At 73.3% G+C, this 24,891-nt stretch carries 22 protein-coding genes and 1 pseudogene; 20 read left to right on the forward strand and 3 right to left on the reverse strand.

Annotated features, from left to right (window positions below; genetic code table 11):
* The first annotated feature begins 1 nt into the window (after position 1).
* From ACI6QG_RS01870 to ACI6QG_RS01940, 15 genes are all read left to right on the forward strand, one after another.
* A complete protein-coding gene (locus ACI6QG_RS01870) occupies positions 2 to 2,146 on the forward strand; it encodes a tetratricopeptide repeat protein (RefSeq protein WP_407022856.1) in 2,145 nt (714 codons plus the stop codon).
* Positions 2,143 to 2,934 (forward strand): glycerophosphodiester phosphodiesterase, encoded by a 792-nt coding sequence (locus ACI6QG_RS01875; protein ID WP_407022857.1) that lies wholly within the window; start codon positions 2,143 to 2,145, stop codon positions 2,932 to 2,934. Before ACI6QG_RS01870 ends, ACI6QG_RS01875 begins: the two co-directional genes overlap by 4 nt.
* A gap of 39 nt (positions 2,935 to 2,973) precedes the next feature.
* On the forward strand, positions 2,974 to 3,774 hold the full coding sequence (locus ACI6QG_RS01880; RefSeq protein WP_407022858.1) for an ABC transporter ATP-binding protein: 801 nt from the start codon (positions 2,974 to 2,976) through the stop codon (positions 3,772 to 3,774).
* Complete coding sequence (locus tag ACI6QG_RS01885; protein WP_407022859.1) at positions 3,771 to 5,648, forward strand: AMP-binding protein; 1,878 nt, start codon at positions 3,771 to 3,773, stop codon at positions 5,646 to 5,648. Before ACI6QG_RS01880 ends, ACI6QG_RS01885 begins: the two co-directional genes overlap by 4 nt.
* A complete protein-coding gene (locus tag ACI6QG_RS01890; RefSeq protein WP_407022860.1) occupies positions 5,648 to 6,541 on the forward strand; it encodes a branched-chain amino acid ABC transporter permease in 894 nt (297 codons plus the stop codon). The genes ACI6QG_RS01885 and ACI6QG_RS01890 overlap by 1 nt, the downstream gene beginning before the upstream one ends.
* Positions 6,542 to 6,548: 7 nt before the next feature.
* Positions 6,549 to 7,619 (forward strand): branched-chain amino acid ABC transporter permease, encoded by a 1,071-nt coding sequence (locus ACI6QG_RS01895; RefSeq protein ID WP_407022861.1) that lies wholly within the window; start codon positions 6,549 to 6,551, stop codon positions 7,617 to 7,619.
* Positions 7,620 to 7,645: 26 nt separating this feature from the next.
* On the forward strand, positions 7,646 to 8,938 hold the full coding sequence (locus ACI6QG_RS01900) for an ABC transporter substrate-binding protein (protein ID WP_407022862.1): 1,293 nt from the start codon (positions 7,646 to 7,648) through the stop codon (positions 8,936 to 8,938).
* A 4-nt stretch (positions 8,939 to 8,942) separates the two neighbouring features.
* Entirely contained in the window at positions 8,943 to 9,737 is a 795-nt protein-coding gene (locus ACI6QG_RS01905; protein ID WP_407022863.1) for an ABC transporter ATP-binding protein, read from the forward strand.
* Positions 9,728 to 11,242 carry an AMP-binding protein gene (locus tag ACI6QG_RS01910; RefSeq protein WP_407022864.1) on the forward strand — a complete coding sequence of 505 codons (1,515 nt, stop codon included), beginning with the start codon at positions 9,728 to 9,730 and terminating at the stop codon, positions 11,240 to 11,242. The genes ACI6QG_RS01905 and ACI6QG_RS01910 overlap by 10 nt, the downstream gene beginning before the upstream one ends.
* Positions 11,242 to 12,417: an isovaleryl-CoA dehydrogenase gene (locus tag ACI6QG_RS01915; protein WP_407022865.1), complete on the forward strand. Its 1,176-nt coding sequence runs from the start codon at positions 11,242 to 11,244 to the stop codon at positions 12,415 to 12,417. The genes ACI6QG_RS01910 and ACI6QG_RS01915 overlap by 1 nt, the downstream gene beginning before the upstream one ends.
* Positions 12,414 to 14,000, forward strand: a complete 1,587-nt coding sequence (locus ACI6QG_RS01920) for a carboxyl transferase domain-containing protein (RefSeq protein WP_407022866.1) — start codon at positions 12,414 to 12,416, stop codon at positions 13,998 to 14,000. Before ACI6QG_RS01915 ends, ACI6QG_RS01920 begins: the two co-directional genes overlap by 4 nt.
* Positions 14,001 to 14,005: 5 nt before the next feature.
* Positions 14,006 to 15,895 carry an acetyl/propionyl/methylcrotonyl-CoA carboxylase subunit alpha gene (locus ACI6QG_RS01925; protein WP_407022867.1) on the forward strand — a complete coding sequence of 630 codons (1,890 nt, stop codon included), beginning with the start codon at positions 14,006 to 14,008 and terminating at the stop codon, positions 15,893 to 15,895.
* Positions 15,896 to 16,002: 107 nt separating this feature from the next.
* The gene (locus ACI6QG_RS01930) at positions 16,003 to 16,158 is read left to right on the forward strand and encodes a hypothetical protein (RefSeq protein WP_407022868.1); all 156 of its coding nucleotides are present in this window, start codon (positions 16,003 to 16,005) and stop codon (positions 16,156 to 16,158) included.
* Positions 16,159 to 16,199: 41 nt separating this feature from the next.
* Positions 16,200 to 17,675: a L,D-transpeptidase family protein gene (locus ACI6QG_RS01935; RefSeq protein WP_407022869.1), complete on the forward strand. Its 1,476-nt coding sequence runs from the start codon at positions 16,200 to 16,202 to the stop codon at positions 17,673 to 17,675.
* Positions 17,676 to 17,689: 14 nt separating this feature from the next.
* Positions 17,690 to 18,265 (forward strand): peptidoglycan L,D-endopeptidase MepK, encoded by a 576-nt coding sequence (locus ACI6QG_RS01940; protein WP_407022870.1) that lies wholly within the window; start codon positions 17,690 to 17,692, stop codon positions 18,263 to 18,265.
* 3 nt (positions 18,266 to 18,268) lie between these two features.
* On the opposite strand, the gene ACI6QG_RS01945 is transcribed toward ACI6QG_RS01940, so the two are convergent.
* Positions 18,269 to 18,484 (reverse strand): PsiF family protein, encoded by a 216-nt coding sequence (locus ACI6QG_RS01945; RefSeq protein ID WP_407022871.1) that lies wholly within the window; start codon positions 18,482 to 18,484, stop codon positions 18,269 to 18,271.
* A gap of 88 nt (positions 18,485 to 18,572) precedes the next feature.
* Here ACI6QG_RS01945 and ACI6QG_RS01950 point away from each other — a divergent pair, with 88 nt between their 5' ends.
* From ACI6QG_RS01950 to ACI6QG_RS01960, 3 genes are read left to right on the forward strand one after another with little or no spacing between them, the layout of a single operon-like run.
* Positions 18,573 to 18,776 (forward strand): hypothetical protein, encoded by a 204-nt coding sequence (locus tag ACI6QG_RS01950; protein WP_407022872.1) that lies wholly within the window; start codon positions 18,573 to 18,575, stop codon positions 18,774 to 18,776.
* A complete protein-coding gene (locus ACI6QG_RS01955; protein WP_407022873.1) occupies positions 18,773 to 20,185 on the forward strand; it encodes an amidase in 1,413 nt (470 codons plus the stop codon). The genes ACI6QG_RS01950 and ACI6QG_RS01955 overlap by 4 nt, the downstream gene beginning before the upstream one ends.
* A gap of 55 nt (positions 20,186 to 20,240) precedes the next feature.
* Positions 20,241 to 20,744, forward strand: coding sequence for a hypothetical protein (locus ACI6QG_RS01960; RefSeq protein WP_407022874.1), 504 nt, complete (start codon positions 20,241 to 20,243; stop codon positions 20,742 to 20,744).
* Positions 20,745 to 20,793: 49 nt separating this feature from the next.
* Here the strand turns inward: ACI6QG_RS01960 and proC are convergent, their stop codons facing one another.
* Entirely contained in the window at positions 20,794 to 21,603 is an 810-nt protein-coding gene (gene proC, locus ACI6QG_RS01965) for a pyrroline-5-carboxylate reductase (protein ID WP_407022875.1), read from the reverse strand.
* A gap of 164 nt (positions 21,604 to 21,767) precedes the next feature.
* Between proC and ACI6QG_RS01970 the strand changes: the two are divergent.
* Positions 21,768 to 23,687, forward strand: a pseudogene (locus tag ACI6QG_RS01970) (methyl-accepting chemotaxis protein); the annotation flags it as partial.
* A 7-nt stretch (positions 23,688 to 23,694) separates the two neighbouring features.
* Here ACI6QG_RS01970 and ACI6QG_RS01975 read toward each other — a convergent pair.
* Positions 23,695 to 24,303, reverse strand: coding sequence for a YqgE/AlgH family protein (locus ACI6QG_RS01975; protein WP_407022877.1), 609 nt, complete (start codon positions 24,301 to 24,303; stop codon positions 23,695 to 23,697).
* Positions 24,304 to 24,407: 104 nt separating this feature from the next.
* On the opposite strand from ACI6QG_RS01975, the gene ACI6QG_RS01980 reads away from it, so the two are divergent.
* Positions 24,408 to 24,890 carry a peroxiredoxin gene (locus ACI6QG_RS01980; protein WP_407022878.1) on the forward strand — a complete coding sequence of 161 codons (483 nt, stop codon included), beginning with the start codon at positions 24,408 to 24,410 and terminating at the stop codon, positions 24,888 to 24,890.
* Position 24,891 lies beyond the last annotated feature (1 nt).

Consider the following 24,891-nt stretch of genomic DNA (forward strand, 5'->3'; position numbering starts at 1 on the left):
GATGGAGGGCGACCTCGCCGCCGGGCTGGCCCTGCTGCGGCAGGGCGCCCCGGCGGCCGCCATCGCGCCGTTGCGCCGCGCCGCGGCAGACCCGCTGGCGAGGCTCAATCTCGGACTCGCGCTGATGGATGCCGGCCACCTGGCCGAGGCGGAGAGCGAGCTGCGCGCCCTCCATGCGATGGGCGCTGAGGAGGCTGAGCTGGAGCTGCGCCTCGGCACCCTGGCCGCCGGTCGCGGCGATGCTCCCGGCGCGCGCCGCCACCTGCGGGCGGCGCTTGCCCTGGATCCCGGCTTGGCTGCCGCCCATGTCGCCCTGGCCCGCCTGGCGCCTGACGTCGCGGAAGCCGATGCGGCGCTGGCCGCTGGGCTGGCGGCGCTGCCGGGCCACCCCGACCTGCAGGCCGAGCGCGCGGCGCTGCACGGCGATGCGGCGGCGCTGCGTGCGCTCGCGGCCGCGCGCCCAGGTTCGGGCTGGATCGGCCGGCTCCTGGCCCGCGCCGGCGTCGGCGAGGGGCCCGGCTGCGCCGGCGCCGTGGCCGCCGCCCTGGGCGCCGAAGCCGCGGGGGAGGGCGAGGCGGCGCTGGCGCAATGGCGCCTCGCCACCGCGCTGAACCCGGAGGACGCCACCGCGGCCGCCGGCCTCGCCGAGGCGCTGCTGGCGCGGGCGGAATGGCCCGCCGCGGCCGACGCCTTCGCCCGTGCCGTCGCGCTGGAGCCCGGCAAGCTGTCCCTGCGCATCGGCGAGGCGGACGCGCTGTTCCGCGCCCACCGCCTCGCTGACGCGGCTGAAGCGTATCGCGGCGCCCTCGCGGCCTTCGGCCCGTTGCCGGTGCTGCTGATGAACCTCGCGACCGTGCTCGCCAGTCAGGGGCGGCACGAGGAATCGCTGGCCCTGTCCAGGCAGGCCCCGCCCGATGCGGTGCGGGACCTGCATCTCCTCTCGGCGGTGGGGCCCTATGCGGAGGGGGAGGCGGATGCCGCGGCGCTGCGCCGGCACGCCGACGCGCTGCACGCGCGCTGGCAGCCGGAGGCGCCGCCGCCGCGCCGGGCGCGGCCCGGCGAGCGGCTGCGGGTTGGGCTGCTCTCGCCTGGGCTGGGGCGGCACCCGGTGGGCTGGCTGACCCTGGCCGGCATCGAGCAGCTGCCCGCCCACGGCTTCGATGTGGTGGTCGCCTCGCTGCGGCCGCATGACGACCCGCTGGCGCGCCGCTTCCGCGCCGTCGCCGCCGAGTGGCACGAGCTGCCGCCCGGGCTGGATGACGCCACCCTGGCCGCCCGGCTGCGCGCCATGGACCTCGACCTGCTGCTGGAACTCGGCGGCCACGGCGAGGGGGGGCGCTGCGCCGCCCTGCGTTTCCGTCCCGCGCCGGTGCAGGTGAAGTGGGTGGGCGCGCAATCCGCCACCACCGGCGTGCCCGGCCTGGACTGGATGCTGTCCGACGGGCGCGAGACCCCGCCCGGCTTCGAGCCCTTCTACACCGAGCGCCTGCTGCGCTTGCCCGATGGCTATGTCTGCTACACCCCGCCGGCCTATGCGCCGCCGGTCGCGCCGCTGCCGGCGCTGGCGCGGGGGCAGGTCACCTTCGGCTGCTTCAACAACCTGCAGAAGGTGGAGCGCGGCGCGCGCCGCGCCTGGGGCGAGGTGCTGCGCCAGCTTCCCGAAGCGCGGCTGGTGCTGCGCACCCACGCGCTGGGCGACGCCGCGACGCGCGAGGAGTTCCGCGCGCTGTGCGCCGCCGACGGCATCCCGGCCGGGCGCCTGGTCCTCGAAGGTCCGTCGAGCCACGAGAAGCTGCTGGCCGCCTATGGCGAGGTGGACGTCTCGCTGGACGCCTTCCCCTATTCCGGCGGGCTGACGGTATGCGAATCCCTGTGGATGGGCGTGCCGGTGGTGGCCATGGCCGGCACGCATTTCGCCGGGCGGCACGCGCTGTCGCACCTCACCTCGCTCGGCATGGCGGATTGGTGCGCCGCCGACGCGCAAGCCTATGTCCGCCGCGCGCTGGCCGCCGCGCGGGACCTGCCGGCCCTGGCCACGCTGCGCGCCGGCCTGCGGGACCGCATGCGCGCCTCGCCGCTGATGGACGCGCCGCGCTTCGGGGCCAACCTGGCCGCCGCGCTGCGCCGCGCGGTGGAGGAGGCTTGACCGGCGGCGGCGCGCGGGGCGACACGGCGGCCATGCAGCTCCCCGAACTCGCCAGCCACCGCGGCGGCGCCTTCCTCTGGCCGGAGAACAGCCTGCTGGCCTTCCGCCACGCCCTCGCCTTCGAGGCCGAGCAGGTGGAGCTGGACATCCACGCCTCGCGCGACGGCGAGCCGGTGGTGATGCATGACGGCACGCTGAACCGCACCACCGATGCCACCGGCCCCGTCGCCGCGCTGGACTGGGAGGCGCTGCGGCGCGTGCGGGTCAAGGGCGCGGGCGGCGAGGCCATGCCACACCTGCGCGAGGCCGCGCGGCTGATCCTGGGCGGCGGCAAGCTGCTGCGGCTGGAGGTGAAGCGCGCGCTGAACGGCGTGCCCTATCCCGGGCTGATGCAGGCCGCGGCCCATGCCGTGCCCGACCGCGCGCGCACCGTCATCATGTCCTTCTCCCCCGCAGTGGTGGCGGAGGCCGCGGCCCTCGGCGGCTGGCGCGAAACCGTGCTGCTGGTGGAAGACCTGGTCGTCCCGGCCATGCGCGCCGCCGACCTGGTGGCGGCGTGCCGGGCCTGCGGCGCCACCGAACTCGGCGTCTCCATCGCCGTGCTGCGGGAGGAGGTGGCGCAGGAGGTGAAGGCCGCGGGGCTGCGCCTGTCGGTGTGGGCCGCCAACCACGCGCCCAGCCTGCGGCGCGCGCTGGACCCCGCCCTGGCGCTGGACGCCGTCGCCACCGACGACCCGCCGCTGGCCGCCGCGCTGCGCGCCGAAGCAAAGCGCTTGCGGAACGCCTGAAGCCCTGGCTAGCCTCCCGGCCAAGAAATGGGAGGAACGATGCCGGGCGACGCCATCCTGGAGGCGGATTCCGTCTCGCTGCGCTTCGGCGGCGTGCGGGCCCTGACCGACGTCTCCTTCGCCGTGCGGGCGGGGGAGGTGTTTTCCATCATCGGGCCGAACGGCGCCGGCAAGACCTCCATGGTCAACTGCGTCTCCGGCCGCTACCGCCCCACCGAGGGGCGCATCCGCTTCGAGGGGCAGGACATCACGCGCCTGCCCACCAACCGGCGCGCGGCGCTGGGGCTGGGCCGCACCTTCCAGAACCTGGCGCTGTTCGGCCACATGAGCGTGCTGGACAACATCATGGTCGGCCGCCACCACCTGATGAAGGCGGGCTTCCTGCGCGGCATGGTCCACTGGATCGGCGGCGCGCGCCAGGAGGAACTGCGCCACCGCCAGGCGGTGGAGGAGATCATCGACTTCCTGGAGATCCAGCACGTCCGCAAGGCGCCGGCCGGCACGCTGAGCTACGGGCTGCGCAAGCGGGTGGAGCTGGCGCGCGCCGTGGCGCTGCGGCCCAAGCTGATCCTGCTGGACGAGCCGATGGCGGGCATGAACCTGGAGGAGAAGGAGGACATGGCCCGCTTCATCCTCGACCTCAACCAGGAATGGGGCATGACCGTGCTGATGATCGAGCACGACATGGGCGTGGTGATGGACATCAGCCACCGCGTCATGGTGCTGGATTTCGGCCGCCGCATCGCCGAGGGCCGGCCGGAGGAGGTGCTGGCCGACCCGCACGTGCGCAAGGCCTACCTGGGCGAGGTGGACGAGGAGCCGGCGGCGGTGCCCGCATGACCGACACCCTGCCGAAGCTGCTGGTCCGCAACGCGCGCGAGCATGGGGCGGACATCGCCCTGCGCGAGAAGCACCTGGGCATCTGGCGCGCCTTCACCTGGGCCGACTACGAGCGCCGCACCCGCGGCTTCGCCCTGGGCCTGCGCGCCATCGGCATCCAGCCCGGCGAGGTGGTGGGGCTGATCGGCGACAACCGTCCCGACTGGGTGATGGGCGAGGTGGCGGCGCACGCACTGGGCTGCCGGAGCCTGGGCATCTACCGCGACAGCATGGAGGACGAGGTCGAGTACCTGCTGGGCTTCACCGGCGCCACGGTGGTCTTCGCCGAGGACGAGGAGCAGGTGGACAAGCTGCTCAACATCGGCGACCGCCTGCCCGCGCTGCGCCGCATCGTGTTCAGCGACGGGCGCGGCATGCGCAAGCTGTCCGACCCGCGGCTGCTTTCCGCCGAGGCGCTGATCCAGCTGGGCGAGGCGCGCGACCCGGCCGAATGGGACGCCATGGTGGCGGCCACGCGGGCGGAGGAGGTGGCGGTGCTGTGCACCACCTCGGGCACCACCGCGCGGCCCAAGCTGGCGCAGCTGTCCTCCGGCGCGCTGGTGCGGCATTGCGAGGCCTACCTCACGGCCGACCCGAAGGGGCCGGCGGACGAGTACGTGTCGGTGCTGCCGCTGCCCTGGATCATGGAGCAGATCTACGCGGTGGGCTGGAACCTCATCGCCCGCATGAAGGTGAACTTCGTCGAGGAACCCGAGACGACCATGGCCGATTTCCGCGAGATCGGCCCCACCTTCGTGCTGTTCGCCCCCCGCACCTGGGAGGCGCTGGCCGCGGAGGTGCGCGCGCGGGTGATGGATGCCAGCCCGCTGAAGCGCCGCCTGTTCGAGTCCGGCATGGCGGCCGGCCTGAAGGCGCTGGAAACCGGCGGCCGCTCCGCCTTCGCCGACGCCATCCTGTTCCGCGCCCTGCGCGACCGGCTGGGCTTCACCAACCTGCGCTCGGCCGCCACCGGCGGGGCGGCGCTGGGGCCGGACACCTTCCGCTTCTTCCTGGCGCTGGGCGTGCCGCTGCGCCAGCTGTACGGCCAGACGGAGACGCTGGGCGCCTACACCCTGCAGGCGCCGGGACGCACCGATTTCGACACTGTGGGCGTGCCCTTCAACGACGGCATCCAGACCCGCATCCTGGACCCCGACGCCAATGGCGTGGGCGAGATCGTCACCCGCCATCCCCACATGTTCGGTGGCTATTTCGGCGTGGCCGAGACGCCGGACCTGCGCGACGGCTGGCTGCACACCGGCGATGCCGGCTTCTTCGACGCGCAGGGGCGGCTGGTGGTGATCGACCGCATCAAGGACATCGCCACCACCAGCACCGGCACCCGCTTCTCGCCCCAGTACATCGAGAACAAGCTGAAGTTCTCGCCCTACGTGGCGGAGGCGGTGGTGCTGGGCGACGGGCGGCCGCACCTGGCGGCCATCATCTGCGTGCGCTTCCCCATCGTCAGCAAGTGGGCGGAACGCAACCGCATCGCCTTCACCACCTACACCGACCTCTCGGCCCGGCCGCAGGTGCAGGCGCTGATCGAGGCCGAGGTGGCCAAGGTGAACGCCACCCTGCCGGAAGCGCAGCGCATCCGCGACTTCGTGCTGCTCTACAAGGAGCTGGATGCGGACGACGAGGAGCTGACGCGCACCCGCAAGGTGCGCCGCGGCGTCATCAACCAGAAGTACGGCGACATCATCGCCGCGATCTATGGCGGGCAGGACAGCATCCCGGTGGACACCACCATCACCTTCCAGGACGGCAGCAAGAGCCGCATCCGCACCACGCTGACCGTGCAGCGTGCCGCCCGGCAGAAGGAGGCCGCCTGATGGAATGGGAGCTGCTGGTCCAGCTGCTGGTGAACGGGCTGATCGTCGGCGCGCTGTACGGCGTCGTCGCCATGTCCTTCGTGCTGATCTACAAGGCGTCGCAGGTGGTGAACTTCGCCCAGGGCGAGTTCCTGCTGGTGGGCGCCTGGGCCTGCTGGTGGCTCATCACCTCGTTGCAGCTGCCGTTCTGGCTGGCCTTCCCCATGTGCCTGGCCTTCATGACGGTGTTCGGCATCGTGCTGCAGGTGGTGGTGCTGCGCCCGCTGATCGGCGAGCCGGTGATCTCGGTCATCATGGCCACGGTGGGGCTGTCCATCTTCTTCCAGGCGCTGATGAAGTGGATGTTCGGCGTGTTCGCCCAGCCCTTCCCGCAGGTGTTCGGCGCCGACCGCATCGAGCTGCTGGGGCTGGAGGTGCGGAGCGTCTACCTGCTCTCGCTGGCGCTGTCCGCCGTCATCATGCTGGGGTTCTGGTGGTTCTTCACCTACTCCAAGCACGGGCTGGCGATGCGCGCGACCGCCTTCGATCAGCAGGTGGCGCAGTCGCTCGGCGTCTCGGTGCCGCGGGTCTTCGCGATGTCTTGGGCGATCTCGGCCGTGGTGTCGGCGGTGGCCGGGGTGGTGGTGGGCGTGGTGTCGGGCGTGTCCTCCGGGCTCAGCTTCTACGGCATCAAGGTGTTCCCGGCCGTCATCCTGGGCGGGCTGGATTCCATCGTCGGCGCCATGCTGGGCGGCATCATCGTCGGCGTGCTGGAGAACCTGGCGCAGTACCTGGACGCGCAATGGCTGAACTGGGGCAACATGATCAACATCGCGCCCTTCTACGCCCTGGTCCTCATCCTGCTGATCAAGCCCTACGGGCTGTTCGGCACCAAGAACATCGAGCGGGTGTAGGCAGTCCATGGCCACCGGCATCCCGCTTCCCTGCGGCGACTTCCGCACCTCCTACGCCGCGGACATGACCATCTTCCCCACGCGCAACAGCCGGCTGGCGCTGTGGCTGGGGCTGCTGATGCTGTGCGCCGCGCCGCTGGTGCTGGGCCGCTACGAGCTGTCGCTGCTGATCCAGATCGGCTTCCTGGGCATCGCGGCGCTGGGGCTGAACATCCTGGTGGGGTTCACCGGGCAGATCAGCATCGGCCACGCCGCCTTCTTCGGCTTCGGCGCCTTCGCCTCTGCGGGCTTCGCCGGGCTGGGCGTGCCGGTGGCGCTGGCCATCCCGCTGGCGGGCCTCGTCACCGCGGTGGTGGGGCTGTTCTTCGGCCTGCCGGCGGCGCGGCTGAAGGGGCTCTACCTCGCCATCGCCACGCTGGCGGCGCAGTTCATCCTGGAGGACTTCTTCGCCCGCGCACAGTGGTTCTCCGGCGGGGTAGCCGGGCGGGTGACGTCGAACTTCGAGCTGTTCGGCTTCCGCTTCGACCGCGAGGAGACGTATTTCTACGTCGTGCTCGCCTGGGTGATCGCGATGTTCGTGATGGCGGCGAACCTGATGCGCTCGCGCGACGGGCGGGCGCTGGTGGCGGTGCGCGACCACTACCTCAGCGCGGAGGTGATGGGCATCAACCTCGCCTACTACCGCACGCTCTCCTTCGGCCTCGCCTCCTTCTACGCCGGCATCGGCGGCGCGCTCTATGCCCACTACATCCTGTTCGTCTCGGTGGAGGCGTTCAACATCCTGTTCTCCATTCAGTTCCTCGCCATGGTCATCATCGGCGGGCTGGGCTCGGTGATGGGCAGCCTGATGGGCGCCGCCTTCATGGTGCTGATGCCCGAGGCGGTGCAGACCGCGGCGCAGTGGCTGCAGGGCGGCGCGCTGGACCGCGCGCTGAACCTCGGCAATTCGCTGAACTTCCTGCGCGAGATGGCGATCGGCGCCGCGATCATCCTGTTCCTGATCTTCGAGCCCGACGGGCTGGCCCGGCGCTGGCGGCTGATCAAGGCGTACTGGAAGCTCTACCCCTACAGTCACTGACAAGAAACGGAGGCGACGTCCCGACCATGAACAAGACCATCCTCGCCGGCGCGGTGGCGCTCGGCTTCGCCGGGGCCGCCCAGCTCCATCCCGCCCTGGCCCAGCCCATCCAGGTGGGGCACATCGCCGACTTCTCCGGCGCCACCTCGGACGTCGGGGTGCCCTACGGCCACGGCGTGCGCGACGCCCTGGCCTGGGTGAACGCCAACCGGCGCATCGGCGGCCGGCAGATGAACGTGATGACGGTGGACTATGGCTACCAGGCTCCGCGCGCCATCTCCCAGTACCAGAGCTGGATGGGGCGCGAGCGCCCGGTGGCGATCCAGGGCTGGGGCACGGTGGACACCGAGGCGCTGATCACCTTCAACACGCGCGACCGCGTGCCCTACATCTCCGGCTCGTACTCCGCCGCACTGACCGACCCCACGGGCCGCGCGCCGCGCGCCGACAAGGCGGCGCCGTTCAACTTCTTCTACGGCCCTTCCTACTCCGACGCGCTGCGCGCCATGCTGATCTGGGCGCGGGAGGACTGGAACCGCCGCGGCCAGCAGGGCCGGCCGAAATACGTGCACATGGGCGCCAACCACCCCTACCCGAACTCGCCCAAGGCGGCGGGCGAGGCGCTGGCGGCGGAGCTGGGCTTCGACGTGCTGCCCGCCATCCAGTTCGCGCTGACGCCGGGCGACTACACCGCGCAATGCCTGACGCTGCGCAACCAGGGCGCCAACTACGCCTACCTGGGCAACACGGCGGGGTCCAACATCTCCGTGCTGCGCGCCTGCCAGACGGTGGGGGTGAACGTGCAGTTCCTGGGCAACGTCTGGGGCATGGACGAGAACGCGATGAAGGCCGCGGGCGCCGCGGCGAACGGCGTGGTGTTCCCGGTGCGCACGGCGGCGGTGTGGGGCCAGGACGCGCCCGGCATGGCCAACATCCGCGCCATCAGCCGCACCAGTGACCAGGCGGGCAATGCCTACCGCCCCGTGCACTACCTGGCCGGGGTCTGCGCGGCGATGCTGATGGTCGAGGCGATGGACACCGCCGCCGCCAACAACGGCCAGATCACCGGCGAGCGCATCCGCGACGGCTTCTACGCCCGGCGCGACTGGGTGCCGGCGGGCTTCGAGGGGGTCTGCGTGCCGTCCACCTTCACCAATGAGGACCATCGCGGCACCATGCGCGTCGCGCTCTACCGCGCGCGCGTGTCCGGCGACACCACGCAGGGCAGCGTGGATGAGCTGATGCGCGCCGGCACCATGCGGCTGGAGCCGGTGGAGACGGTGAACCTGGAGCGCCGCCGCGACTGGCTGGGCTGGTGAGCCGATGACCGGCGCGCTGCTCCAGGTCAACAACATCGAGGTCGTCTACAACGACGTGATCCTGGTGCTGCGCGGCCTGTCGCTGGAGGTCCCGCAGGGCGAGATCGTCGCCCTGCTGGGCGCCAACGGCGCCGGCAAGTCCACCACGCTCAAGGCCATCTCGGGCCTGCTGAAGACGGAGGAAGGCGAGGTGACGCGCGGCGAGGTGCGCTTCGCCGGCGAGCGCATCAACGGCGCCGAGGCGCACGACATCGTCCGTAAGGGCATCTTCCAGGTGATGGAGGGGCGGCGCATCGTCGCCGACATGACCTGCCTGGAGAACCTGCGCCTGGGCGCCTTCACCCGCAGCGACGGCGAGGTGAAGCGCGACATCGAGATGGTCTACGACTACTTCCCGCGCCTCAAGGAGCGCACGGGCCTCGCCGGCTACCTGAGCGGCGGCGAGCAGCAGATGCTGGCCATCGGCCGGGCGTTGATGGCCAGGCCGAAGCTGATCCTGATGGACGAGCCGTCCATGGGCCTGTCGCCGCTGCTGGTGAAGGAGGTGTTCGGCATCATCCGCAAGCTGAACCGGGAGCTGGGCATCACCATCCTGCTGGTGGAGCAGAACGCCCGCATGGCGCTGAGCGTGGCGAGCTACGGCTACGTGATGGAGCAGGGCAAGGTGGTGCTGGACGGCACCGCCGCCAGCCTGATGGACAATGAGGACGTGAAGGAATTCTACCTCGGCGGGCATGGAGCGGAGCGGAAATCCTTCAAGGACATCAAGAGCTACAAGCGGCGCAAGCGGTGGCTCTGACCTACGAGGCGTGGCGGCGGGCGTTCCGCTGGGAGATCCCGGAGCGCTTCAACATTGCCCGCGCCTGCTGCGACCGCTGGGCCGACGGCACCGGCCGCGTGGCGCTGCGCGAGCCGGGCGGGCGCGCCATCACCTTCGACGCGCTGCTGCGCGATGCCTCGCGGCTGGCGAACCTGCTGCTGGCGCGCGGCGTGCGGGCGGGGGACCGGGTGGCGGTGCTGCTGCCGCAGGTGCCGCTCTGCGCCGTGGCGCACCTTGCCATCTACCGCATCGGCGCCATCGCGGTGCCGCTGTTCCAGCTGTTCGGGCCGGATGCCATCGCCTATCGCGTCGGCGACTGCGAGGCGCGCGCCGTCATCACCGATGCCGTGGGCGCGGCGCGCGTGCCGCCGGGGCCGCTGCTGCTGCTGGCCGAGGAGCTTCCCGCGCTGATGGCGCAGGCCAGCGACCGCCACGCCTGCGCCGACACGCTGGCCGAAGATCCGGCGCTGATCATCTACACCTCCGGCACCACGGGCGCCGCCAAGGGCGCGCTGCACGCCCATCGCGTGCTGCTGGGCCACCTGCCAGGCGTCGAGATGCCGCAGGACCTGTTCCCGCAGCCGGGCGACCTGTTCTGGACGCCGGCCGACTGGGCCTGGATCGGCGGCTTGCTGGACGTGCTGCTGCCCAGCCTGTTCCACGGCGTTCCGGTGCTGGCGCACCGCATGGCGAAGTTCGACCCGGAGGAGGCGTTCCGCCTGATCCGCGACGAAGGGGTTCGCAACCTCTTCCTGCCGCCCACCGCGCTGCGGCTGATGCGCCAGGTGCCGGGCGGGCAGGCCCGGCCGCGCTCCATCGGCAGCGGCGGCGAGACGCTGGGGGCGGAGATGCTGGAGTGGGGCAGGGAGGCCTTCGGCGTCACCATCAACGAGTTCTATGGGCAGACGGAGTGCAACCTCGTGCTGTCCTCCTGCGCGGCGCTGTTCCCCCCGAAGCCCGGCTGGGCGGGGCGCGCGGTGCCGGGCCATGAGGTAGCCATCCGCGATGGCGAGATCGCGGTGCGCGCGCCCGACCCGGTGATGTTCCTGCGCTACTGGAACCGGCCGGAGGAGACGGCGGCGAAGTTCCGCGACGGCTGGCTGATGACCGGCGACGCCGGCGAGATGGACGAGGACGGCTTCGTGCGCTTCCTCGGCCGGGCGGATGACGTCATCACCTCCGCCGGCTACCGCATCGGGCCGAGCGAGATCGAGGATTGCCTGTTGCGCCACCCGGCGGTGGCGGCGGCGGCGGTGTTCGGCGTGCCCGATCCCCTCCGCACGGAGGCGGTGGCGGCGGCGGTGGTGCTGCGCGCGGGTCACGCGGTCACGAAGGATCTGGCGCGCGCCCTGCAGGACCAGGTGCGCAGCCGACTGGCGGCGCATTGCTACCCGCGCGAGGTCCGCTTCGTGGCGGCCTTGCCGCAGACCGCGACCGGCAAGATCATGCGCAAGGTGCTGCGCGAGACATGGGAGCAGGGCTGATGCTGCCGAACACGGGCATTCCCACGCTGGATTTCGGCCTGGGCGAGGAGGTGGAGGCGCTGCGCGACACGGTGCGCGCCTTCTCCGCCGAGAAGGTCGCGCCGCTGGCCGCCGAGATTGACCGCACCGACGAATTCCCGCGCCAGCTGTGGCCGGAGATGGGCGCGCTGGGCCTGCACGGCATCACCGTGGCGGAGGAGCGCGGCGGCGCCGGCATGGGTTACCTGGCGCATTGCGTGGCGATGGAGGAGGTGTCGCGCGCCTCGGCCAGCGTGGGGCTGAGCTACGGCGCGCATTCCAACCTCTGCGTCAACCAGATTGAGCGCAACGGCGACGCCGCGCAGAAGGCGCGTTACCTGCCCAAGCTGATCAGCGGCGAGCACCTGGGCGCGCTGGCGATGAGCGAGCCTGGCGCGGGCAGCGACGTGGTCAGCATGAAGCTGCGCGCCGAGAAGCGCGGCGACCGCTACGTGCTGAATGGCACCAAGCTGTGGATCACCAACGCGCACTACGCCGAGACGCTGATCGTCTACGCCAAGACCGACCCCGAGGCCGGGCCCAAGGGCATCACCGCCTTCATCGTCGAGAAGGGCTTCAAGGGCTTCACCCCGGCGCAGAAGCTGGACAAGCTGGGCATGCGCGGCAGCCCGACCAGCGAGCTGGTCTTCGAGGATTGCGAGGTCCCGGCGGAGAATGTGCTGGGCCAGGTGAATGGCGGCGTGCGCGTGCTGATGTCCGGCCTGGACTACGAGCGCGCGGTGCTGGCCGCCGGCCCGCTGGGCATCATGCAGGCCTGCCTGGACGTGGTGGTGCCCTACATCCACGAGCGCAAGCAGTTCGGGCAGAGCATCGGCGAGTTCCAGTTCATCCAGGGCAAGGTGGCGGACATGTACACGCGGCTCAACGCGGCCCGCGCCTATGTCTATGCCGTGGCGCGCGCCTGCGACGCCGGGCGCACCACCCGCAAGGACGCCGCCGGCGCCATCCTCTTCGCCGCGGAGGAAGCGACGAAGGCGGCGCTGGATGCCATCCAGATCCTCGGCGGCAATGGCTACATCAACGACTACCCGACCGGCCGGCTGCTGCGCGACGCCAAGCTGTACGAGATCGGCGCCGGCACCTCGGAAATCCGCCGCCTGCTGATCGGGCGCGAGCTGTTCCGGGAGACGGCATGATCAACCCGCGCTCCCCCGAATTCCAGGCCAACCGGGACCGCAACCTCGCGCTGCTCGACGCCCTGGCCGCGCGCACGGCGAAGGCCGCGCTGGGCGGGCCGGAGGCGGCGCGGCAGAAGCACCTGGCCCGCGGCAAGCTGCTGCCGCGCGAGCGCGTGGAGAATCTGCTGGATCCCGGCGCGCCCTTCCTGGAGCTGTCGCCGCTGGCGGCCAGTGGGATGTATGGCGACGAGGTGCCGGGGGCGGGCCTCGTCACCGGCATCGGGATGGTGTCGGGGCGGCTCTGCGTCATCGTCGCCAATGACGCGACGGTGAAGGGCGGCTCCTACTACCCGCTCACGGTGAAGAAGCACCTGCGCGCGCAGGAGGTGGCGCGGGAGAACAACCTGCCTTGCCTGTACCTGGTGGACAGCGGCGGCGCCAACCTGCCGAACCAGGATAAGATCTTCCCCGACCGCGAGCATTTCGGCCGCATCTTCTTCAACCAGGCGAACATGTCCGCCGCCGGCATCCCGCAGATCGCTGCCGTCATGGGTTCCTGCACCGCCGGCGGCGCCTATGTGCCGGCGATGTGCGACGAGGCGGTGATCGTGCGCGAGCAGGGCACCATCTTCCTCGGCGGCCCGCCGCTGGTGAAGGCGGCGACGGGCGAGGTGGTGAGCGCGGAGGACCTCGGCGGCGGCGACGTGCACACGCGCCTCTCCGGCGTGGCCGACCACCTGGCGGAGGATGACCGCCACGCGCTGCTGCTGCTGCGCCGCATCGTCGGCAACCTCAACGCGCCCAAGCCGCCGCCGCCGCCGCGCGCGCCCGTGCCGCCGAGGCACGACCCGGCGGAGCTGCTGGGCCTCATCCCCGCCGACGTGCGCCAGCCGGTGCCGGCGCGCGAGATCATCGCCCGCATCGTGGATGGCTCGGAGCTGGACGAGTTCAAGCCGCGCTACGGCACCACGCTGGTCACGGGCTTCGCGCACCTGTGGGGCATGCCGGTCGGCGTCATCGCCAATGACGGCATCCTGTTCAGCGAGAGCGCGCAGAAGGGCGCGCATTTCATCGAGCTGTGCTGCCAGCGCGGCATCCCGCTGCTGTTCCTGCAGAACATCGCCGGCTTCATGGTCGGCCGGAAATACGAGACGGGCGGCATCGCGAAGGACGGCGCCAAGCTGGTGACGGCGGTGGCCACCGCCAGCGTGCCCAAGCTGACGCTGATCACCGGCGGCTCCTTCGGCGCCGGCAATTACGGCATGTGCGGCCGCGCCTATGGCCCGCGCTTCCTGTTCACCTGGCCCAACAGCCGCATCAGCGTGATGGGCGGCGAGCAGGCGGCCAGCGTGCTGGCGACCCTGCGGCGCGACAACCTCGAAGCCGCCGGCAAGCCTTGGAGCGCGGAGGAGGAGGACGCCTTCAAGGCGCCGATCCGCGAGAAGTACGAGCGCGAGGGCGACCCCTACCACGCCACCGCGCGGCTCTGGGATGACGGCATCATCAACCCGGCGATGACCCGCGACGTGCTGGGCCTGGCGTTGCACGCCGCCATGTATGCGCCCGGCGAGCGCCGCCGCGCGCCGCTGTTCCGGATGTGACGGCCATGTTCCGCACCCTGCTCATCGCCAATCGGGGCGAGATCGCCGCCCGCATCGCCCGCACGGCGCGGCGCATGGGCATCCGCACCGTCGCCGTGTTCTCGGATGCCGATGCCGGCGCGCTGCATGTGCAGGCGGCGGATGAGGCGCATCGGCTGGGCCCGGCCCCGGCCGCGGAATCCTACCTGCGCGCCGACCTCATCCTCGACATCGCGCGGCGCACGGGGGCGGAGGCCGTCCATCCCGGCTACGGCTTCCTCAGCGAGAACGCGGGTTTCGCCGAGGCCTGCGCCGCCGCCGGCATCGCCTTCGTCGGGCCGGGGCCGGATGCCATCCGCTCCATGGGCTCCAAGGCGGAGAGCAAGCGGCTGATGGTCGCCGCCGGCGTGCCCACCGTGCCGGGCTATCATGGCGAGGCGCAGGACGACGCCACGCTGGCCGAACATGCCGCGCGCATCGGCTTCCCCGTGCTGATCAAGGCCAGCGCCGGCGGGGGCGGGAAGGGGATGCGCCCCGCCCTGCGCGCCGAAGACTTCGCCGCCGAGCTGGCCGGCGCCCGGCGCGAGGCCAAGGCCGCCTTCGGCGACGACCGCGTGCTGCTGGAGAAATACCTGCAACGCCCGCGCCATGTGGAGGTGCAGGTGCTGGGCGACGCGCACGGCCGCATCATCCACCTGCACACGCGCGACTGCTCGGTGCAGCGCCGCCACCAGAAGGTGCTGGAGGAAGCGCCGGCTCCGGCGCTGGACGACGCCCTGCGCCAACGGCTGCACGATGCGGCGGTGGATGCGGCGAAGGCGGTCGGCTACGTCAATGCGGGCACGGTGGAGTTCATCGTCGAGGGCGACGACGCCTTCTTCCTGGAGATGAACACGCGCCTCCAGGTGGAGCACCCGGTCACCGAGATGGTCACCGGGCTGGACCTGGTGGAATGGCAGCTCCGCATCGCCGCCGGGGAGGCGCTGCCGCCGGATTTCCCGCCCGCGCCGCATGGCCACGCGGTGGAGGTGCGCCTCTATGCCGAGGATGCGGCGCAGGAATTCCGCCCCTCCACCGGCCGCATCACCCGCCTGGAGGTGCCGGAGGGGGAGGGACTGCGGCTGGATGCCGGTTTCCGCGCCGGCGACGCCGTCACCTCCTTCTACGACCCCATGCTGGCCAAGTTGATCGCCTGGGGCCCGGACCGGGACGCCGCGCTGGACCGGCTGGCGACGGCCTTGGAGGAAACCGCGCTGGAGGGCTTCCCCACCAACCTGCCCTTCCTGCGGCGGCTGGCGCGGCACGGGGCGCTGCGCGCGCTGGAGCTGGACACCGGCTTCATCCCTCGCCACGCCGCTGCGCTGCTGGCCCCGCCCCGCCCGGTGCCGCCCGGGCTGCTGGCCGCCGCGCTGTCCTTGCCGCATGGGCCACCGAACGCCCCGTGGTCGCGCCGCGACGGCTTCCGCCTGCACGGCGCCGCCGCCCGCCTGGAGGCCTGGGGCGACGGCTTCCAGACCAGCGAGCACCGCGTGGCCCGCGGGCCGCATGGCGCCACGGTGGACGGCGCGGCGCCCGACGCGGCGGGCGCGCGGCTGGAGCGGCGCGGCGACGACATCCTGGTCACGCTGCCGGGCGAGGCATGGCGGCTGCGCCCGGTGGAGGCGATGCCGCGCGCCGCAGCCGCCAAGGATGCCGGCACCCTGCTGGCGCCCATCCCCGGGCGGCTAGTGCAGCTGCTGGTGGCGGCGGGCGACGAGGTGGCCGAGGGGCAGCTGGTGGCGGTGATGGAAGCGATGAAGACCGAGTTGAAGTTCCACGCCCCGATGGCCGGGCGCGTCGCCGCCACCCCCCACGCGGCGGGCGACGCCGTGGAGGAGGGGGAGCCCATCCTCCATCTGGTGCCCCAGCCGGGCTGACGCGCCCACAACTGACGCGCGCAGCCTTCCTGGGCATGCATCTTTCGATCTGTTGCGCCCGCTCGGCCGCTGCCGGAATGATGGCAGCGACGTGACGGGAGGAAGACATGAGCCTCGGGCAACCGATGAAGCCGCAGGCGCGCCGACGCATCGGCTCCACGCGCGAGGGCGAGGCGAGCGACAGCGGCGAGGTGTGGACCCTGCTGCGCGCCCTGGGCCTGCTGGCGCTGGGCGTCGTCGTCATGTCCTGGATCCTCACCTGAGCGGTTTTGCCTTGGCGGCCCCCGCCGTGTAGAAGGGCGGCATGGACCGTCGTGCCTTCCTCGCCGGGGTGGCGGCGCTTGCCCTCCCGCCCGCTTCCGGCCGCGCGCAGCCACGCCCCGTTGCCGCCGGGCCGGAGGCGATCGCCCGCCTCGGCCAGCGCCTGCTGCGCCTGGAGGAGGACGGGCTGGACCCCCGCTGGTACGACCTGCACGCCGGCAACGCGGCCGACCCCGCTGCCGTGCTGCGCGCCACTGGGCAAGCCCTGGCCGACCTCGTGCAGGGCCGCGCCGGCACGCCGCCGGGCCGGGTGGACCTGCGGCGCGACGCCGCGGCGAACCCGCTGCAGCCCTGGATCAACCAGCTGGCCGAGGCGGCGGAACCGGCCGAGGTGCTGGATCGCGCCGCCCTGGCGCACCCCGACATGCCGGCGCTGAAGGCCGCCCTGGCCGCCGCCCGCGCCCGCGCCCAGGCCGGCTGGACGCCGGTGCCCACGGCCGGCGGCACGCTGGAGCCCGGCGCGCTGGACGCGCGGGTGCCCGCGCTGCGCGCCCGCCTGTCCGCCACCGACCCGCAGCTGGCCGTGCGCCCCGGTTCCGGCGGCGAGTACGACGCCGCGCTGGTGGCCGCCGTGCGCCGCTTCCAGACGGCGGCGGGGCTGGAGCCCGACGGGCGCATCGGCGCTGCCACCTTCGCGGCGCTGAACCGCACCCCGCAGGCGCAGGTGAACCAGCTGCGCGTGGCGATGGACATGCGCCGCGGCATGGCCGCCCCCCCGCGCGAGCGCAGGGTGGAGGTCAACATCCCCGACTACCGGCTGCTGGTGCTGGAGGACGGGCGCACCCTGATGGACATGGCCGTGGTGGTGGGCCGCCCCGCCCGCGCCACGCCGATGATCGTGACGCGGCTGACCTCCGTGCAGTTCAACCCGCCCTGGGGCGTGCCGCACCGCTTGGCGAAGGAGGACATGCTGCCCCGGCTGCGGCGCGACCCCACCGCGTTGCAGGCCCGCGGCATCCGCATCTTCCGCCGCATCGAGGGCGAGGTGGTGGAGGTAGACCCGACCACGGTGGACTGGCGCGCCATCCATCCCGACCGCTTCCCCTTCTTCCTGCGGCAGGATGCGGGGGACCTGAATGCCCTGGGCCGGCTGAAGTTCATCATGCCCAACAACGACGACATCTTCCTGCACGACACGCCGGACCGGCAGTATTTCCGCCGCCCGGACCGTGCGCATTCCTCGGGCTGCATCCGGCTGGAGCGCCCGATGGACTTCCTGCTGCTGGTGCTGGACGGCATGCCGGGCTGGGACAGGGAGCGGGCGGACCGCGTCCTGGCCTCGCGCGCCACCTCCGTGACCACCCTGCGCCGGCAGATGCCCATCCGCCTGCACTACACCACCGTCACCGTGGCGGGGGCCGAGGTCCGCGTCCGGCAGGACATCTACGGGCTGGACGAGGCCTACGCGCGTGCCATGGACCACCGCGGCGCGCGCGTCCCCCTCGCGGCGCGGAGCTGACAGAGGACGAAGGCATGCGACTCTTCCACGATGCCTGCCCGGCCTGCGCGGCCGGGGAGACCTGCACCCCCGTGTCCCGCCGCGTCATGCTGGGCGCGGCCTTCGGGCTGCTGACGGCGCCGGCCATGGCGCAATCCGGCGCCGGCGGCGTCCGCCGCATCGCCGTGCGCCGCGTGCAGACCGGCGACAGCTTCTCCGGCGTCTACTGGCGCGACGGCCGCTACGACCGCGACGCCCTGCGCCGGCTGGACGAGGTGCTGCGCGACCCCGGCATGGACGAGGCGACGCCGATGGACCCGCGCCTGTTCGACGTGCTGTCCCAGGTGCAGCGGCGGCTGGATTCCGACGACACCTGGAACGTCATCAGCGCCTACCGCGCGCCCGAGACCAACGCCGCGCGCGCCCGCGAATCCCGCCGGGTGTCCCGCGTGTCGCTGCACATGTCGGGCATGGCGGCGGATTGCCGCCTGCCGGACCGCGCCGCCACCGCCATCGCCCGCGCGGCCGCCGAGATGCAGACCGGCGGCGTCGGCCTGTACCGGCGCGACGGCTTCGTCCACCTGGATTGCGGCCCCGTCCGCCGCTGGTGAGGCTCAGTTGCGCTGGGTGCCCGCCGCGGGCGCCTGGCCGCGCAGGCATTCGCGCATGAAGCCCTTGCGGCCCTCGCCCGCCAGGTTGCGGCTGCGCGCGTCGGCGTTGCAGGCGCGCATGCGCTCGTGCTGGGCCTGCTGGGCGGGGGTGGGCGCGCGCCGCTCGGCCAGGGCCGGCGGCGCCAGCAGCAAGAGCAGGGCAAGGAGGCGAAGGAGCATCCGGGCTTTCCCGTGAAGGTTGCATCTCCCTGATGCGCCGGGGCGCGGGGGCTTGGCAAGGCGGGTGGGCGGCCCGCACCATCGGGGCATGTCCGACTCCGCCCTGGCCCTGCAGCTCGCGGACTACATCCGCCGCTGGCACGGCATCGCCCCACCCTCCGCCGCCGCGCCGCAGGCCCTGGCCGAGCTGGAGGCGGTGATTGCCGCCCTGGCCGAGCTGGACGGCACCGTCCCCTTCGACTGCGAGCCCGCGGAGTTCGCCGCGGCGCTGGAGGACTGCCGCGCGCCATGACGCCCGAGGCGCTGCTGGAGCTTCCGCTCACCGAGGCCGCCGACGCCTTCCGCCGCGGCGAGGTGACGGCCGCGCGCCTGCTCGACGCCGCGCTGGGCCGCATCCGCCACGCCCAGGGGCTGACCAACGCCGTGCTGCGGCTGGACGAGGCGGCGGCGCGCATGGCCGCCTTTGCCGCCGACCGGGCGCGCGCCAAGGGCGAGGCGCCGGGCCCGCTGGCCGGCGTGCCGTTGCTGCACAAGGACATGTTCGACCGCGCGGGCCACGCCACCACCGCGGGCAGCGTGATCTGGCGCGACCGCATTGCCCGGCGCACCGCCACCGTGCTGGAGCGCCTGGACGCCGCCGGCGCGCTGGACCTGGGCCGGCTGAACATGGCGGAGTTCGCCCAGAACGGCACCGGCCACAACCGCCCCTATGGCGACGCCCGCAACCCCTGGAACGGGGATTACTGCACCGGCGGCTCCTCCTCCGGCTCCGGCGCGGCGGTGGCGGCGCGCATGTGCTGGGGGGCGCTGGGCTCGGACACCGGCGGCTCCATCCGCCTGCCGGCGGCGATGTGCGGGATCTCCGGCCTGAAGCCCACGCAGGGACGGGTGCCGCGCACCGGCGCGATGCCGCTGTCCTTCTCCTGCGACAATGTCGGGCCGATGGCGCGCACCGCGCGCGACCTGGCGCGGCTGCTGGGCGTGCTGGCCGGGCGCTGCGCGGGCGACCCGGCCAGCAGCGCCCTGCCGGCGGAGGACTACGAGGCCGCGCTGGACGGCGACCTGCGCGGCCTGCGCATCGGCGTGATCGAGCCGATGGCGGAGGGCTGCGAGGAGGAGGTGCGGCGCGCCTTCGACGCCGCGCTGGACGCCTGGCGGGCGCGCGGGGCGTTGCTGCGCGGCGTGGCGCCGGCCAGCCTGAAGCCCGCCGCCACCTACACCGCCCTGGTGTCGCGCAGCGAGGGGGCGATGATCCACGCGCAATGGATGCGCGAGCGGCCGGCGGATTACGCGCCGCACCTTTCGGCCCGCATCTACGCCGGCTATGCCGTGCCGGCCGCCGCCTATGCCGAGGCGCTGGCCCGGCGCGGCGGCGTGCTGCGCGCCTTCTGCGCCGAGGCGTTCCGCGAGCACGACATCCTGCTGGCGCCCACCCTGCGCACCCCCGTGCCCAGCCGGGCCGAGACGGACGTGGACGCCGACCCGGCCAACTGGCCGCGGATGATGGGCGTGTCGGCCAACACGCGGGTGTTCAACTACCTGGGCCTGCCGGTCGCCTCCATCCCCTGCGGCTTTGACGGGCGCGGCCTGCCGGTGGGCCTGCAGGTGATCGGCCGCCCCTTCGCCGAGGCCGCGGTGCTGCGCGCCGCCGACGCCTTCCAGCGCGAGACCGACTGGCACCTGCGGGCGCCGCCGCTTTGACAAGCCGCGTCGCCGCCGCCACGCTCCGTTCCCGACACGAGGAGACTCCGTCGCCATGAACCGTCTCATCCCGCTGGCCGTGCTGGGGGCCGTGCTGGCCGGTGGCGCGCTGGCGCAGCAGGCCAAGCAGCCGACCCAGGGCGCGCTGCCCGACTGGCGGGCCGAGCCCCGCTACACCACGCTGAACCTGCGCGCCGGCTTCGAGCCCGACCCGCGCGAGGTGCGCGTGGAGGCCGGCGGCGACCGCGAGGCCACCGCCATCCGCCCCGAATGCGCCGGCTGGATCGACTTCTCCCGCCCCGACGTGGACCTGAACTACGAGTCCGGGCAGTACCCGCTGGTCATCAGCGCCGTCAGCAGCGTGGACACCACCATCGTGGTCAACGACGCCGACGGCAACTGGCACTGCAACGACGACTGGGACGGGCTGAACCCCGGCGTGGTGTTCCGCAGCCCCAAGTCGGGCAACTACAACATCTGGGTCGGCACCTTCGAGCGCGGGCGGCCGCAGCAGGCCACCGTGCGCGTCAGCGAGGTGCTGCCGCAGGGCCGGCGCTGACGCGCGTTTCCGCTCCAGGGCGTCGCGCTTCCAGCTTGCGGGACGCGCCCTATCCCGCCAGCTCGCGGGACCGCGCGGTGGCGGCGGCGATCGCCTCCTCCATCAGCGCGGGCCAGGCGCCCTCGCGCATCAGCACCGCCAGGGCACGCTCCGTCGTGCCCTTGGGGCTGGTGACGTTGCGGCGCAGCTGCGCCGCGTCCTCGGCCGATGCGGCCAGCAGGGCGCCGGAGCCCGCCACGGTGGCGCGGGCCATCCGCCGCGCCAGCGCCGCCGGCAGGCCCTGGGACAGCGCGGCCTGCTCCAGCACCTCGGCCAGCAGGAACACGTAGGCCGGCCCGCCGCCGGACACGGCGGTGACGGCGTCGAGCTGGCCTTCCTCCTCCACCCAGGCGGATTCGCCCACCGCGGCCAGCAGCTGGTCGCACAGCGCTCGTTGCTGCGGCGTCACCCCCGGTCCGGCGAAGGCCGCGGTGAAGCCCTGGCGCACCGCGGCCGGGGTGTTGGGCATGGCGCGCACCACGGCGGCCCGGCCGCCCAGCAGGGCGTTCATGCCCGCCACGCTGCGTCCGGCCATGATGGACAGGAACACCGTGCCCGGGCCGGCCAGCCCCGCCAGCGGCGGCAGGGCGGCCGGCGCCTCCTGCGGCTTGGTGGCCAGGATGACGGCGGCGGGGGCGAAGCCCGCCGGCACCCCGGCCGGGCTGGGGACGTGGCGAACCCGCCCGGCGAAGGCGGCGACGGCGGGCGCATGCGGCTCCACCACCACGCTGTGGGGCGGCAGGCCCTGTTCCAGCCAGCCTGACAGCAGCGCGCCCCCCATCTTGCCGCAGCCGAGGAGGAGGAGGGGAGGGAGGCTCATGCGGCCCAGGATAGGCCGCGGCGCGACGGGGTGGAACCGCGGCGCCCGTTCACCGTCCCTCAACCCTTCCGCAGCCATCCTGCCGCCCCCCACGGAGGAGCACGCTGAGGCCGATGACCAACCACGCCCACCCCTCGAAGCCACGCGGCGGCATCGCCGTGCGCCTTGCCGCCGGATTCGCGGCGGTGCTGACCCTGCTGGTCGTGCTCGCCGCCGTGGCGGTGGGCCGGGTGAACGGCATCGCCGAGAGCCTGGCCACGGTGAACGACGTCAACAGCGTCAAGCAGCGCTTCGCCATCAACTTCCGCGGCAGCGTGCATGACCGCGCCATCAGCCTGCGCGACGTCGTGCTGCTGGAGGCGGAGGGCGAGCGCCGCGCCGCGCTGGAGGAGATCACCCGGCTGGCGCAGTTCTACGCGACCAGCGCGGTCCGGCTGGACGCCATGATGGCGGGCGGGCGGGAGGTGACGCCGCGGGAAGTGGAGATCCTCGCCAGCATCAAGGCGACGGAAACCCGCACCCTGCCGGTGATCGAGGCGGTGATCGCCGCCCGCGCCGCAGGCGACGCCGCGGGCGCGCATCGCCGCCTGATGGCGGAGGCGCGGCCGCTGTTCATCGAATGGCTGGCGCGCATCAACCAGTTCATCGACCTCCAGGAGGAGAAGAACCGCGCCGTGGCCAGCGAGGCGCGCGGCGTCGCCGATGGTTTCCAGGCGCTGATGCTGGGGCTGCTCGCTTCGGCGCTGGCGATCGGCGCGGGCATCTGCGCGTGGTCGCTGCGCGCGGTGGCGCCGCTGCGCCGCCTCGCCGCGGCGATGCGCGAGCTGGCGGCGGGTGGCGAGGTGCCGGCGACCCCCGGGCTGGGCCGGCGCGACGAGGTGGGCGCCATGGCCGCGGCGGTGGAGGTGTTCCGCGCCGAGGGGGCGGAGGCCCGCCGCCTGCGCGCCGAGCAGGATGCCGCCGCCAAGGCCGCCCAGGCCGACCAGGCGGCCGCCCTGCGCGCCATGGCCGACCGCGTGGAAGGCGAAACCCTGACCGCCATGCGCACCCTGGTGGACCAGGCGCGGCACCTGGCGGAGGAGGCAGCCGGGATGGAGGCCGCGACCGGCCGGGTGAACGGCAACGCCGCGGCGGTGGACGGCGCCGCCGCGCAATCCCTCGCGGTGGCCGAGACGGTGGCGGCGGCGGCCGAGGAGCTGGCCGCCTCCATCCGCGCCATCACGGAACGGGTGGGGGAGGCCGCGGAGGTCAGCCGCGGCACCAGCGCCGACAGCGCCGAGACGGAGCGCGCCATCGTCGCCCTGTCCGGCTCGGTGGCGCAGATCGGCGACGTGGCGCGGCTGATCGAGGGCATCGCCGGGCAGACCAACCTGCTGGCGCTCAACGCCACCATCGAGGCGGCGCGGGCGGGCGAGGCCGGCAAGGGCTTCGCGGTGGTGGCGAGCGAGGTGAAGAACCTCGCCGCGCAGACCGCCAAGGCCACGGAGGAGATCGCCTCGCAGATCGAGGCGGTGCGCACGCGCACCGACGACGCAGTCAGCGTGGTGCGCCGCATCGCCGCCTCCGTCGGCCGGATGGACCAGCTGGCGGCTCACCTCTCGGACGCGGTGGGCCAGCAGAACGCCGCGACGCGCGACATCGCCCGCAACGTGGCCGAGGCCGCGGAGGCGGCGCGGGAGGTGACGCGCCGCATCGGCGAGGTGGCGGCCGATGCGCGGGAAGCCGGCGACCGCGCCGGGCGCACCCGCACCGAGACCGCCGCCCTGGCCGAGGGCACCGCCGCGCTGTCCTCCCAGGTGGTGGGCATCCTGCGCAGCGCCGTGCCCGAGGTGGACCGGCGCGCGGCGGAGCGGCGCCCGCATGGCGGGGAAGCCAGCCTGGTCCTCGACGGGCGGGAGCACCGGCTGCGCGTGCTCGACCTGTCGGAGAACGGGGTGGGGCTCGAGGGCGAGGTCGCGGCCCGGCCCGGGCAGCGCGCCATGCTGGCCCTGCCGGGCCGCGCCGCGGCGCCGGTGGAGGTGCGCCACATGCGTGACGGCCGGCTCGGCGTGCAGTTCCTGGAGCGCGGGAAGGCGGCCGCCTGAGGCGGCGTCAGGCGTGGCCCGCGGTGGCGCTCAGCATCAGCGGGTCCACGTGCAGCTTGGCGAGGGCGCGGCGCCACTTGGTGGCCGCCTCGCCCTCGAACACCAGGGCGGCGTCGGCGGGAACGGACAGCCAGGCGTTGCGCGCCATCTCGTCCTCCAGCTGGCCGGGGCCCCAGCCGGCGTAGCCCAGCGCCAGCAGGCACTGCCGCGGCCCGCCGCCGCCGGCGATGGCCTTCAGGATGTCCACGCTGGCGGTGAGGCCGAAGCCGCCTTCCACCGCCAGCGAGCCCTCGGCCTGCCATTCGCCGCTGTGCAGCACGAAGCCGCGGCTCTCCTCCATGGGGCCGCCGGCCACCAGCTCGATGCGGCGCTGCGGCGGCACCGGCTCCACGCCCACCTGCTTGAGCAGCGCGTCGAAGGTCAGGCGCTGGATGGGCTTGTTTAGCACCAGCCCCATCGCCCCCTCCGCCGAATGGGCGCAGACGCAGATCACCGTGCCCGCGAAGGGGCCTTCCTGCAGGCTGGGCATGGCGATCAGCAGCTGGCCGGCCAGCCGCCCATCCTGCCCCGCATCCGCCGCGCCGCCGAAGGCGGCCTTCCAGTCGTCCTTGGCCATGCGGGGGAAGATGGCGGCGCCCGCCGCCCCCTGCAAGCGTGACAGCGCTGGACGAATCCGTTAGGCCGGGGGCGAAGGAAAACCGCTCCAAGGACCCCCGCGCAATGACCATCCAGCCCGGCGACCGCATCCCCTCCGCCACCCTCATGGCCGCCACGGCCGACGGGCCGAAGGAGGTTTCCACCGACGAGATCTTCGCTGGCAAGACCGTCGTGCTGTTCGGCGTGCCCGGCGCCTTCACCCCCACCTGCTCGGCCAAGCACCTGCCGGGCTTCGTGCAGCAGCGCGCCGCCCTGCAGGCCAAGGGCGTGGACACCGTGGCCTGCATGAGCGTGAACGACGTCTTCGTCATGGGCGCGTGGCGCAAGGACCAGGGCATCAACGAGGAGGTGACGCTGCTGGCCGACGGCGCCGCCGCCTTCACCAAGGCGCTGGGGCTGGAGTTCGACCTCACCGGCCGCGGGCTGGGCGTGCGCTGCCAGCGCTTCGTGCTGGTGGCCAAGGACGGCGTCGTCAGCCACGTGGCGGTCGAGGCGCCGGGCGCCTTCGAGGTGAGCAAGGCCGAGGCGGTGCTGGAGAAGCTGTAAG

It is taken from the genome of Sabulicella flocculans, assembly GCF_045449635.1.
Taxonomy (GTDB): Bacteria; Pseudomonadota; Alphaproteobacteria; order Acetobacterales; family Acetobacteraceae; genus Roseococcus.

Coding starts and splice junctions, on each gene's coding strand:
- ACI6QG_RS01870 (WP_407022856.1), top strand. CDS start 2: ATGGAGGGCGACCTCGCCGCCGGGCTGGCCCTGCTGCGGCAGGGCGCC.
- ACI6QG_RS01880 (WP_407022858.1), top strand. CDS start 2,974: ATGCCGGGCGACGCCATCCTGGAGGCGGATTCCGTCTCGCTGCGCTTC.
- ACI6QG_RS01885 (WP_407022859.1), top strand. CDS start 3,771: ATGACCGACACCCTGCCGAAGCTGCTGGTCCGCAACGCGCGCGAGCAT.
- ACI6QG_RS01890 (WP_407022860.1), top strand. CDS start 5,648: ATGGAATGGGAGCTGCTGGTCCAGCTGCTGGTGAACGGGCTGATCGTC.
- ACI6QG_RS01895 (WP_407022861.1), top strand. CDS start 6,549: ATGGCCACCGGCATCCCGCTTCCCTGCGGCGACTTCCGCACCTCCTAC.
- ACI6QG_RS01900 (WP_407022862.1), top strand. CDS start 7,646: ATGAACAAGACCATCCTCGCCGGCGCGGTGGCGCTCGGCTTCGCCGGG.
- ACI6QG_RS01905 (WP_407022863.1), top strand. CDS start 8,943: ATGACCGGCGCGCTGCTCCAGGTCAACAACATCGAGGTCGTCTACAAC.
- ACI6QG_RS01915 (WP_407022865.1), top strand. CDS start 11,242: ATGCTGCCGAACACGGGCATTCCCACGCTGGATTTCGGCCTGGGCGAG.
- ACI6QG_RS01920 (WP_407022866.1), top strand. CDS start 12,414: ATGATCAACCCGCGCTCCCCCGAATTCCAGGCCAACCGGGACCGCAAC.
- ACI6QG_RS01925 (WP_407022867.1), top strand. CDS start 14,006: ATGTTCCGCACCCTGCTCATCGCCAATCGGGGCGAGATCGCCGCCCGC.
- ACI6QG_RS01930 (WP_407022868.1), top strand. CDS start 16,003: ATGAGCCTCGGGCAACCGATGAAGCCGCAGGCGCGCCGACGCATCGGC.
- ACI6QG_RS01935 (WP_407022869.1), top strand. CDS start 16,200: ATGGACCGTCGTGCCTTCCTCGCCGGGGTGGCGGCGCTTGCCCTCCCG.
- ACI6QG_RS01940 (WP_407022870.1), top strand. CDS start 17,690: ATGCGACTCTTCCACGATGCCTGCCCGGCCTGCGCGGCCGGGGAGACC.
- ACI6QG_RS01945 (WP_407022871.1), bottom strand. CDS start 18,484: ATGCTCCTTCGCCTCCTTGCCCTGCTCTTGCTGCTGGCGCCGCCGGCC.
- ACI6QG_RS01950 (WP_407022872.1), top strand. CDS start 18,573: ATGTCCGACTCCGCCCTGGCCCTGCAGCTCGCGGACTACATCCGCCGC.
- ACI6QG_RS01955 (WP_407022873.1), top strand. CDS start 18,773: ATGACGCCCGAGGCGCTGCTGGAGCTTCCGCTCACCGAGGCCGCCGAC.
- ACI6QG_RS01960 (WP_407022874.1), top strand. CDS start 20,241: ATGAACCGTCTCATCCCGCTGGCCGTGCTGGGGGCCGTGCTGGCCGGT.
- proC (WP_407022875.1), bottom strand. CDS start 21,603: ATGAGCCTCCCTCCCCTCCTCCTCCTCGGCTGCGGCAAGATGGGGGGC.
- ACI6QG_RS01975 (WP_407022877.1), bottom strand. CDS start 24,303: ATGGCCAAGGACGACTGGAAGGCCGCCTTCGGCGGCGCGGCGGATGCG.
- ACI6QG_RS01980 (WP_407022878.1), top strand. CDS start 24,408: ATGACCATCCAGCCCGGCGACCGCATCCCCTCCGCCACCCTCATGGCC.